Consider the following 12,045-nt stretch of genomic DNA (forward strand, 5'->3'; position numbering starts at 1 on the left):
CCTCACGTACACCGGTCGAAGATCAGATCCCGGCCCGGGCCATGGCTTCGCGGGTCAGGCGTCTGCTCAGTCCCTTTTCCTCGTAACCGATGTCGCGTTGCAGGCTCTCGTAGACGGCATCGGTCAATGGCTCCTCCGTCAGGACCTGGTCCAGCGGGATGGACAGTTTGTCCGCCAGTCTCACCAGGCTTTTCAACAGGGTCTGCTGCTCGCTTTGGCTGGGTGCCCGCTGCCATTCCCGGCGCAATGACAGCAGCTCCAGCCGGTCATGGAACAGCGCTGTATTACTGGCGAAATCGCTCGGGTAGGTCTGGCGCAGATAGCGATCCCAGAACGGTTGCTCGATCATTTGATTGACCAGCCCGTCGCCGGCTTCGGCTGCAATGATCTTCCCGTAGGCTTTGTCGATCGCCTCGTCAGTGACGCCTGCCACCGGGCGAAACCTCATGGCCTCGGACTGCCAGGGCAGATCCAGACGCCTGGCCAGTCCGGTTTCATACGCCAGATGCACCTCGACCTGATCGGGGTTGCTGTCCGGCCCACGTGCCTTGATATCGGCACGGGCAATTTCACCCACTTGCTCAAGGCGCGCCGACCCTTTGGCCAGCGTCACCAGTCGCGATTCGGTTTCGGCGAGGGTAGTGGAGAAGCTCAAGGCTTCCGTGGCCAGCACTTTTACCCCCATGTTGTTGAACAGTTGGGCGCCGGCGTCCTCACAGCCCTCCGGTTCGGTGGACATGAGCAACAGTTCTTCGCGCAGCATCGGGTCGAGTGTCATGGCGTCCACCATGCGCCATACGCGGTCGGTCAGTTGTGCGCGAGCGCGTCCCCCCTGGCGGTAGTCGGCGGAACGGGTCAGGTCCTGGATGACCTTGAAAAAACCTTCGGAATCCGGCTCGTTAATCAGTTCATGCCAATCCTCTGCGCGGTGGATACCGATGCCGGGTGATTCGCTGTACAGCGATGCATCTTCGTCGGGCGTCCATTTCTCCAGCAGATCTGCGGCAGGCAACCGATACTTGACGGCAGGCATCAACCCCACGGACTCCCGGTACTGTTCGTAAGTCATGCGAAGGTCGGGCGGCAGTTTTTCCCGGTCGACTCGGGTACGGGCGATGAGAAGGGCCTTGTCCGAGCCTGGGGCGACGTCGGGTATGGAACGCAGCCGATTTCTGCGCAGATCGAGGAAAAAGCCCTTCGGTCGGGCAAGACTGAATACCCCGGGCGGCCAGGCCTTGAGATCGGTATTGGACAGGTTCAGGACCTTGAGCCAGGGCATGCGCTGCACGGGCGGCGGGTCGCCCAATGGATTGTTGTCCAGTCGCAGGATTTCCAGGCGTTCGAGTCTCTGCATCTGCTCGATGGCGGACGGCGTCAGCTCGATCATGTTGTCACTGAGTCGCAGGGTTCTGAGCTGCGTCATATTGCCGATGTTCTCGGGCAGGCTTCGCAAGCCACAGTTCCTGGCACTGAGTTGCTGCAGATTGGGAAAGTTCTTGAGCAGCCCCCCTGGCCCGGACGAGAACTGCTGGGCATCGAGGCTCAGCGTCGTGATTTGTTCCAGATACGGTTTGAGTTCCGGCAAGGGTGGCCACCAGCGTTCGAGATTGTGCGGCAGTAGCTGTGAGGACAGGTCCAGGGTGTAACCGTCCTCCAGACGGGTGCCGCGTTCGCCGAACACCTCGCCAATCCTGTCGAAGCAATCCACCAGACGCTCCATGATCAGCCGACCGCCCTTGCGCTCGAACTCCCAGTAGGCGTCGGGCAGGCGGCCGGCGTCGTCCGGCTCGAATCCGCTCAGATAGCGTTGGCGCCAGTTCTCCAGGGTGTTCCTCAGGTTTGTCCGCTCAAGCTTCAGGCGTTCGATTTCCTGGTGGGGATCGCCCTTGGCCTGCAACGAACGGGTGAAGGCAGCCACCTCGCCCCGGTCAAAGTGCGGATAGAGTTCCTGCACCTTGGTTTCGACGGTTTTCTCGGTGAACGGCCAGCGTACCTTGGACAGCCCCTTGCCCTGCACCAGCAGCTCGGTCTGCCGGGGCACGAACGCCCGCAGGGGTGGCCGGGCAAGCAGTGTCCGGCGCTCGGCGGGTGTATGCGCCTTGGCCATCACCCATTGCCTGAACAGTTCCCCTTGCCCCGGGCGATAGCCCAGTGCGTTGCGTTTTGTCACCGGCAGGGCTGACAGGACGGCTTCATAGAGACTGTCGGCACCGTGGAGCAGCCTGTTCTCGCCATCGTGCACCTCATAGCGGCCATGCTCGTCCCTGACCAGGATTCGCACGCTGGTCGCGTCTTCGGCCCCGGCACGGCAACGCAGCGGTCCTTCAGTGGTGCCGTCGCGTACTTCGATGCGCAAGTCGGCGAAGGCGTCGACATGCAGTCGCAGGGCATTGAGAGCCAGTCGCTCGGTATCGGGCACCAGCAATGCCGGTTCGTAGAGGCCTTCGACGGCACGGGCCGCCCGCGCTTCGAAGGCACTTTCACGGGCCAGGTTCTTCAGGCGCAGGGGAATGCGTTGCTGTTCGGACATGAGCTGTCGTTCCGCAGGCGTCGCCTGCTCCAGCAGGGGCTGAGCGACCGCCGATGGCAGTTGCGGGAGTCGGCGCTGCAGCAGATTCACCTGCGGATTGCCGGAGCGGTTCCTGAGTCGGTACTCGTAATCGAAAATCTCGGGGGTTCGCGCCTCGACGGCTTGCGCCATCCGATTGCGCAGCGCCTGGACCTGCAAGTCCTGGGGGTAATGTCTGCCCAGCACGGCGGTCATGTCGGATTCACTCAGAAAACCGGGCAGACGCTCCGGCAGCCGGCCAGCCATCAGGTCGGCAAGACTGATGTCCAGCATCTTGTCGGAGGGCGCTGCGGCGTTGCCGTACTGGCGGTGGCTGCCGGTCAGGTCGGCTTGCTCGAAGACTCTCAGCCCTTTATCCGCCGGCCATCCCGGCAGGTTCGCCGCGATGGTTTCAAACCAGTAGGAGTCGGCGGGCAAGGGTTGCCCGTGACGCACGAGCTGGCTCGCACCGCGGGTTCGATCCCAGGTATCGAAACGGGCGACGGTGTCGGCCAGCAGCGGTGGCGGAGCGGCGTTGTCGACATGCATCCGGCGTAACGAGTCGTCCGGCGTGCCGCTGATGCGGCGCAGTGTTTCCAGCTCGGCGGGCGTGTAGTCATCGACGGAATGCCCGATCCGTCGCATCAGGGTTGATCCTTCCCAGTCCTGGGGCCGTTCGCCTTCGTGGACCCAGGCACCCAGGCCGTTGTGGCGCAATTGGGGAGCGTAGGCTTGTGAGCGCGTCGGGTGCAGGATTCGATATTGGTCGCTGGAGATGTCGTACAGCACCTGGTAATGCTTGCCCTCCAGGGGCAGGACGGTTTTGCCGGCGACCTGGTGCAGACCGAGGGTGTCGGGTTTCGATGTCGGGTTCGGTGCCAGTGTCGGTTGCTCATAGGGTGTGAGATCCGGGTGCCAGAGGCGGGTCTTGCCGTCGAACGAGCGCACGGGCCTCATCCCTTCGATCAGCGGTGAAAGCTTCAGGCGAAAGGTGTTGCCGATCGTCACGCCGGCGCCGAATGCCGCAAGTTGCAGGACGTCGGTCACCACCCCCAGCACATGTTCGCCCACTTCGGCGAAATGCCCCTCGGCCAGGTCCACCATGCCTTCGACCGCTTCGTTCGTAAGCTGGTACGCGGTATAGGCGAGCATGAGTTCGCCCAGAAACGGTACGAAAGGTGTCATCACCAGCAGCGCTGCATTGAAGATATCCGAAGCGATTTTCTTGAAGTTTTCCCACCAGGCCCAGCGCGCCTGACTGTCCGCGTCGGCAGTGGGCACCGCGATGCCCCGGGCGTCATTGAGAATCTTGTTCAGTCGTTGCTGGTAAAGGTGAGTCCACAGCGGCTGGTTGATCGGCGGGGCGCTGAACTGCAACTGGGGATTGCTCACCGGAGTTTCGCGCCAGGACGGCCGCGGATCGCCCGGCTCCCTCGGGTACCACTTGACGTACGTGAGACGTTGCTCGAGATCGGCGAAAAAATGTCCGCGTTGTTCGTGATCGACAAACTGGCTGAAGAACTGACGGTAGCTCATGCCGGTCGATGGCAGGACGTTGTTGTCGCGCAGTTGCCGGCTCAGTTCGTTCATGAAATCCGGGATGGACGGGTATTCCTTGAGCGGATGCTCGGGGTCGTGAGGTACATAGGCGATCATTTTCTGTGAGCGCTGCGGTGTATCGGGATCGGGCCTGATGATCAGGATCCCGGTGAGCGTGAGGTCCATCATGCCCAGATCGCAGAGCTGCATGGATTGCTGATCGAGCTTCAATTGCTGCCGACCTTCGAGCAGTTCGCGGACCAGTGCGTGCCCCTGACGGCTGATGTCGTTTTTCGCCAGCGCGATGTGCGCGGCAGCCTTGAGCGCCGATTGCTGGCTGCGCTGGACCTGGAGTTTCAGATAGGCAACAGAGGCCGGGTCCCGCTCGAGCAGGAACGTTTCGAGGTGGGCCTTGTACTGCGCGCCGATGTCCAGTTCGCGGCACAGCGCCTGAAACTGGCTGACACTGATCCGGCTATTGATCGGTGATACATCGAACAGGTCGCGCGCAGGATCGGTCTTGACGACGAAAGCCGAGTCTTTTGCGAATGTTTCGTCATAGGCGAAGTTATGAAGGGCCGCATCGAGGAGCGACACGGTTCTTGCGCTATATCCTTTTGAAACTTGAATCACCCACCAACTGCTTTCCTTGGGGACATACAGTCGCAAACAGGTGTTTTCGACGTCGACATTGATTTTGTATTGCTCAAACAACTTTGCCCGCAACAATGGCTCGGCGAATGCACGAATGTCCTGCAAACGCGACAGTATCCGGTCAACCTTGTTCTGCGTGCTCCAGGCCTTCTTGTTGGCGCTGTCCAAGCGTTCGGCATGGTTGGCCGGCAAATCGGTCATCCACATATGACGATGCAGCGGAACATGTCGCAATGCATTGTTTCGATGCCAGCGCATATCAAGATAAACAGCGTCGATACGCGATTTTATCAATTCGTAATGTTGCCCTTTGTATTCATTTATTGCAGTCATTGGTGAAGCCTTGAATAAGTCGTGAGTTTTCAGACTAACGTTCAAGACTCGGAATGATTAGTTCAAAAGCCTGTTTGGGAATGCTGGGGTTTATCGCGGATCCATTGAATATTGATATGTATAAAACATATAAATAACACCCCGGCTTTGAATCCGTTTCAAGTGCCCGTACTCAGTGCCGCCACCGCTGTGTTTGCAGGGGGCAGGCACTGCGAGTCGCTGCCCGGTTGCAGGTACGGCATCAGGATCGGTGCCATGCCCTTGAGCACTTGCACCGGCAGGGCCGAGGTGAATTTGAAGTTCTCGGCCGAGCGCCCCGGAACGAACGCTGTGAGCGTGCCGAAATGGTGGTCGCCGATGTAGAACACGAAGGTCGCCGTGCGGTTGATCGATTTCGAACTGAGAATCCGTCCTCCGGAGCCAATCGCTTCGATCCGGTTGTCGCCTGTGCCGGTCTTGCCGCCCATGGTCAGCGGTGTTCCATCGGCCAGTTTGAAACTGCCGGAAACACGTTTGGCGGTTCCCGAGTCCACCACTTGCGACAGCGCTTCACGCATCGCCGTGGCGACTTCGGACGGCATCACCCGTTTGCCCACATGAGGATCATTGACCAGTTTCGTTTCGTAAGGCGTGCCAGCGGCAAAGTGCAGGCTGTCGATGCGCAGGGTCGGCATGCGCACACCGTCGTTGAGGATGGTGCCGATCAGTTCGGCCAATGCGGCGGGGCGATCCCCGGAGCTGCCGATGGCGGTGGCCAGCGACGGCACCAGGTGATCGAACGGGTAGCCGACTTTCTGCCAGCGCTGATGAATGTCGAGGAACGCTTCGATCTCCAGCATGGTGCGGATGCGGCTGTCACGTGCACCCTTGTGCCTGCTCTTGAACAGCCAGCTGTAGACTTCCTGACGCTCGAACTGGCTGGCCTTGACGATGTCCTTGAAGGTCGCGTCGGGGTGGTTGAGCAGGTAGCCGATCATCCACAGGTCCAGCGGGTGAACCTTGGCGATGAAGCCTTGATCCGGCAGGTCGTAGGTGCCGGGTCCGTAGGCCAGATAGAGCCGCTCCAGGCGTTCGTCGGTGAGTTTCTCGGTAATTTTTACGCCCTTGAGGTGCGAGCGCACAAAGGTGTTGAAGTCCTCCTGGCTGGCGTTGGGCAGCAGGTAACGGTGCACGGCGGCCATGCGGATCGGGGTCGGGCGCATGCTGTCGAGGAAGGTATCGAGCCGGGCCTGGGTGTCCTTGTTGCGGTACTTCTTCCAGAACTTGAGCAGGAACGAGGTGCCCTCGCGATCGGCGAACGAGGCGAGGTATTCCTGACGTCTTGGGTCGCGGTCGTCCTTGAGCAGCTCGGCGCTGTTGTTGGGGCCTGAGTAGGTGGTGTAGCGCACCAGATCGCGCATCAGGCGAATGAACGGCAGGTTGATCGATTCGCGCAGGGCATCGCGCAGGGTCGGCAGGCGGCCGTTGTCTTCCTTGCGAAAGTTATGAAACGTGTGCAGCCCGCCACCGGTAAAAAAAGCTTCGCCGGGACTGGCAGAGTATTTGCGATCAAGGGCTGCGCCGAGCAATTTCGACAGATCGCGATCCTTGTTCTGGATCAGGTAATCGACCACCCACCGGCTCAGGCGATCCTGTTCAGGGACCTCGACTTTCTTCAGCTCCGGCACGCTCATGGCGGCGTATTTGTCATGCAGCTCGGCGATGATTTGCAGGTAGGTGGTCAGCACCCGCATTTTCGCCGTGGAGCCCAGCTCCAGTTTGCTGCCTTCGTTGATGTCGAACGGCTGATCGGTGCTGTCGGTCTGCACCCGCACACGTGAACCGTCCGGGGTCAGCTCGAACAGGGTGAAGCTGTAACGCACCTGAGTAGTGCTGGTGGGCGTCAGCAGGCGTTCGCCCATCAGGCCGACTTCGGTCGCATAGGCCGGGTCAGCCAGTCGTTTCAGATAGGCGGTGGCCTGGGTTTGCAGCTCGCCTTGCAGGGTGCTGGTGGCGGAGAGGTCGAGGCGGTCAAGGTCGTACAGCGGACGGTTGAGCATCGATGCCAACCGGCTGCGGGCGACACTGATGCCCTTGTTGGTCTCGATCGGTTGAATCGTCGGCTGGGTCTGCCAGTCGCGATAGCTGATGGTGCTGGCCAGCGCGGCATCGGCCAGGGCGGCGTCGATCACACCGTTCTGTTTGAGCAGGCGCAGGTGGCTGTTTGTCAGTTCGACCAGTTCCTCGCGGCCCTTGGTCAGGTAATGCGAAGGACGGCGCTGAGCGATCATCAGCGAGAGCATTTCGCGCAGGGCCAGGCCCTTGTCCGCCATGGACTGCGGATCGGTCGCCGAGCTGGAGAGTTTGCGGTTGGCCTCGTTGAAATCGGCGCCGTACCAGACCCGCAGGCCCTCGGCCATGCCGTGCACTTCGCCATGTCCCGGCACCGCCGACAGCGGCACGCTGTTGAGGTAGTCACGAATGATGTTCTGCCGCGCCGGCAAGGTGTCCGGGCCGCCCTGATAGGCGCGCACGCTGGCGGAAATCATCTGGCGGATTTTCTCCGCGCCGGACACCGTCAGCCCGTCGGGCGAGTGGCGGTATTTCTCAAGCTGGGTGGCCAGGGTACTGCCGCCGGCCGACTGCCCTGGCAAGTGCAGCAACTTGGCGACCTGCGACCACGCGGCCATGCCGAAGCGCGGCCAGTCCACCGCCGGGTTGGCCAGCGGTTGCTTTGGGTCGAGCAGAAAACGGTTTTCGATGAACAGCAGGCTGTTGACCACCACCGGCGGGATCGAATCGAAACTCGCGTACAGCTGCTGCGGATAGTTGTACTGATACAACGGCGCTGCGCGGCAATCGGTGATCGACAGCCCGGCCTGGATCTTCTCGGAGTAGGGCACGAACAAGCCCTTGTCGGTGTAATTGAGCAGGGCCGGGGAGAAGCGCGTCTGCTCGGTGATTACGTAGTTGCGCTTGAGCAGCCGTGGCAGGAACTCGTCCAGCGAGCTGTAGCCCAGGCGCAGGTCGAACGGCCCGTTGCCCGGATAGCGGATCGCTTCGCTGGGCCCCGGTTGCAATTCGTACTTGAGTTTGGCGGCGTACTGGCTGACCTCGCGGGACTGAAAGCGCGAGGTGCGCATTTCCTTCATCGCGGCCAGGCCCACGACAATCGCGATGATCACCACCAGAAGCCAGAAAGCCTTCCACCCGTGCCGGTTGCGGCGGGGTTTTTCAGGTAAAGGCGCTTCATCCACACGTTCAGTCGGAACCACTTTTTCACTCGAATCGGTTTGCCACAAAGCGCCCATAGTCGATTGATCCATTCACGCAGATTGATCGGACTTGTCTGAAGCTTAGTCGGTGGTTGGCGCGGGTGAAAAAATTGTGAAGGCGGGACCCTGAACAAATCTGCACATCCGGCTGCAACCCTCCGGCAAGTGATCGCAGGCCTGAAAAGTCCGGAACAGAGAGGTCCTGAGGCAGCTGCGACTTTGGTCGCGGCATGACGTTGCACCATTGCTGTGCAATACTCGGCGCCCATTTGCGCCGTGAATAATCCTCGAAATGCAGGATGGTTTGTCTCGTAAACCTCGCAATAGACGAGGTTTAAGTCTGAATCAGATGCCTTATAGAGTGAAAAAACCTGTCGCAAGCTTTTTATACTGCACGCCCCGCTGATCCCGCAGGTTGCTTCTGCGGGACGATCCTGCCCACGAAGCAGGGCCGGTTTTACCCAGGCGCAGGCTTATCGGCCGACGCTTGAACACTCGGTGGTCACATCCAATAACAAGACGAGGAACTCCCCCATGCCAGTCGGCAATCACCCGCCCCATGGCGAAACCGCTCAAGGCGGTCCGCTCAAACGCGAACTTGGTGAACGGCATATTCGCCTGATGGCGCTCGGCGCCTGTATCGGTGTCGGTCTGTTTCTCGGTTCGGCCAAGGCCATCGAAATGGCCGGCCCGGCGATCATGCTCTCGTACATCATCGGCGGTCTGGCGATCCTGGTGATCATGCGCGCCCTCGGCGAAATGGCCGTACACAACCCGGTTGCCGGCTCTTTCAGTCGCTATGCACAGGATTACCTCGGCCCGCTGGCGGGCTTTCTCACCGGCTGGAACTACTGGTTCCTGTGGCTGGTAACCTGCGTCGCCGAAATCACCGCGGTGGCGGTGTACATGGGCATCTGGTTCCCCGATGTACCGCGCTGGATCTGGGCGCTGGCGGCGCTGGTCAGCATGGGCTCGATCAACCTGATCGCGGTGAAGGCCTTCGGTGAATTCGAGTTCTGGTTCGCCCTGATCAAGATCGTCACCATCATCGCCATGGTGCTCGGCGGCATCGGCATCATCGCCTTCGGTTTCGGCAATGACGGCGTGGCGCTGGGGATTTCCAACCTGTGGGCCCACGGCGGCTTCATGCCCAACGGCGTGACGGGCGTGCTGATGTCCCTGCAGATGGTGATGTTCGCCTACCTCGGTGTGGAAATGATCGGCCTGACCGCCGGTGAAGCGAAGAACCCGCAGAAGACCATCCCGAATGCAATCGGCTCGGTGTTCTGGCGGATCCTGCTGTTCTACGTCGGCGCGCTGTTCGTGATCCTGTCGATCTACCCGTGGAACGAAATCGGCACCCAGGGCAGTCCGTTCGTGATGACCTTCGAGCGTCTGGGCATCAAGACCGCCGCCGGCATCATCAACTTCGTGGTGATTACCGCTGCACTGTCGTCGTGCAACGGCGGCATTTTCAGCACCGGGCGCATGCTCTACAGCCTGGCGCAGAACGGCCAGGCGCCGGCCGGATTCGCTCGCACCTCGAGCAACGGCGTACCGCGTCGGGCGTTGCTGCTGTCGATCTTCGCCTTGCTGCTGGGCGTGCTGCTCAACTATCTGGTGCCGGAAAAAGTCTTCGTCTGGGTGACCTCGATTGCCACCTTCGGCGCGATCTGGACCTGGGTGATGATCCTGCTGGCCCAGCTCAAATTCCGCAAAGGCCTGAGCGCCAGCGAACGTGCGGGCCTGAAGTACAAGATGTGGCTGTTCCCGGTCAGCTCGTATCTGGCGCTGGCGTTCCTGGTGCTGGTGGTCGGCTTGATGGCGTACTTCCCGGATACTCGTGTGGCGCTGTATGTAGGCCCGGCGTTCCTGGTGCTGCTGACCGTGTTGTTCTACGTGTTCAAGCTGCAACCGAAGGATTCGGTACAGGGCGCGATGCGTTCGGCTTCGTAATTCGTTGTCGCTGAAACCTGAAAGCCCCGGTCGAAAGTCCGGGGCTTTTTCATGGGGGTGAGTTGATGCCGCTGGTCTGAAATCAGCGCAAAAAACGACCTCTGATTCAGAGTCATGTTCGAAGGTTTATCTACGTTGTTTCCCGCGCAGCCGTGAAAAGAGGCGCAGGTATGAGGATCAGCGATTTTCTCGTAAGAGAACTCGGCCGCCGTCAGGTCGTGCTGTTCTTCCTGCTCGCCACGCTGCTGTACATCCTGCCGCTGATCCTCGCCGATTTCCCCTACATCGACGACAACTGGCGCACCCTCGCTGCTGGCAACGCCTGGGCGGGGCAGGGGCGGTTGTTCATGGATTGGCTGTATCAGGCGCTGAGCTTCACCGGCGCTGCGCCGAATATTTTTCCACTGCCGCTGTTGCTCGCCACCGTAGCGATGTCGTTCGCTCTGACCCGGCTGACCTTCCACTATTTTCCCGAACCGACGCTGGCCTGTTGTCTGGTGCCGTTGCCGCTCTGGTACAACCCGTTCCTGTTGCAGAACCTGTCCTATCAATACGACGGCGCCGGCATGGCCCTGAGCCTGGTCGCGGTGATTTATGCAATCACCTTTTGCGGCGCTTCACGCATTCAGCGATGGCTGGTGCCATCGGTGTTGCTGGCGCTGGCGATCGGGTTGTATCAGATCAGCCTGAATGTGTTTCTCGGGTTGTGCTGCCTGGAATTGCTGCGCAATGTTCATCGGCAAGTGCCGTGGGATGAACTCAAGCACCGGTCAGGTTGGCGGCTGGCGCAAATGCTGCTGGCGGTGCTGATCTACAGCGTCACGGCCTATCCATTCACTGACGCCGGACGCACGCAATTGCTGAATCCGAGCGCTGACCCGTTGCTGCAGATCGGCGTCAATATCGGTCGGGTGATGGAGAAGGTTGCGCTGCTGTTTCACGGCGGCTACACGGTGGTTTGTATTGTGTTGGTGCTGTGCGCCGTCTTCGGCGCCGTGCAGTTGGGGCGCCAAGTGCGCGAGCGCGAAATGCCGCGCGCCAAGGGTTTGCTCCTGAGCTTCAGTTGCCTGCTGGCATTGCCGCTGGTTGTGCTGCTGGTGCCGGGCATGACCCTGCTGTTTCGCGATTTCAACGAAGGCGCACGCACCCTGATGGGGTTTGGCGTGCTGTTGATGCTGCTGTTCTATCTGGCTTGGCTGGGGTTGATGCCGCTGCATCAACGGTTGCCTTTGGTGTTGGCGATTCCGCTTCTGGCCACGCTGTCGCTGTCCTTCGCTTATGGCCGGGTGCTGACGATGGAAAAAACCTTCGCCAGCAGTGCGCTCTACAGCCTCAGCCACGACATCTCGTCCCATCGAGAACTGCGCGAAGCCAAACGGATTTATCTCTCGGTGACGTACTCCGACCGCTGGCTCGCGGGGGCGGAAGGGACGTTCAAACAACTGCCGGTGCTGCGTTACTTGCTGAACATCGACTACTTCATGCTCGCCGAAACCCTGCCATCGGCGGGCATCACCAATGTGGTTGCAGAACGCGAACGACGCAACGCGACCCACGCCGGTCTGATGGGCTATCCACCCTTGGTGGACAGCCTTTATTACCGCCTCTACCTGATCGGCGACTACGGCTTCATCGTCATGAAAGAGCCGCCCCACGGGCGGTTATTGCAATGGTGACCGTTGGTCAGAAACCAGCGCCTACCTGTAATTTCTGACAGTAGACCGCACCCGTACCTTGCCCTAGCGTGAAAGCTCCGCCCGT

At 60.5% G+C, this 12,045-nt stretch carries 4 protein-coding genes; 2 read left to right on the forward strand and 2 right to left on the reverse strand.

Annotated elements, in window-relative coordinates:
* Positions 1 to 22 precede the first annotated feature (22 nt).
* Both ACTJK9_RS10500 and ACTJK9_RS10505 read right to left on the reverse strand, forming a co-directional pair.
* Positions 23 to 4,942 carry an NEL-type E3 ubiquitin ligase domain-containing protein gene (locus tag ACTJK9_RS10500; protein WP_440813687.1) on the reverse strand — a complete coding sequence of 1,640 codons (4,920 nt, stop codon included), beginning with the start codon at positions 4,940 to 4,942 and terminating at the stop codon, positions 23 to 25.
* A gap of 290 nt (positions 4,943 to 5,232) precedes the next feature.
* Positions 5,233 to 8,364, reverse strand: coding sequence for a transglycosylase domain-containing protein (locus ACTJK9_RS10505; protein WP_085610897.1), 3,132 nt, complete (start codon positions 8,362 to 8,364; stop codon positions 5,233 to 5,235).
* 498 nt (positions 8,365 to 8,862) lie between these two features.
* Here ACTJK9_RS10505 and ACTJK9_RS10510 point away from each other — a divergent pair, with 498 nt between their 5' ends.
* Complete coding sequence (locus tag ACTJK9_RS10510) at positions 8,863 to 10,284, forward strand: amino acid permease (protein WP_011335773.1); 1,422 nt, start codon at positions 8,863 to 8,865, stop codon at positions 10,282 to 10,284.
* Between the two features lie 170 nt (positions 10,285 to 10,454).
* Positions 10,455 to 11,960 carry a glucosyltransferase domain-containing protein gene (locus ACTJK9_RS10515; RefSeq protein WP_085610896.1) on the forward strand — a complete coding sequence of 502 codons (1,506 nt, stop codon included), beginning with the start codon at positions 10,455 to 10,457 and terminating at the stop codon, positions 11,958 to 11,960.
* Positions 11,961 to 12,045 lie beyond the last annotated feature (85 nt).

The sequence above is a fragment of the Pseudomonas sp. 22082 genome (assembly GCF_052046055.1).
GTDB lineage: Bacteria > Pseudomonadota > Gammaproteobacteria > Pseudomonadales > Pseudomonadaceae > Aquipseudomonas > Aquipseudomonas pharyngis.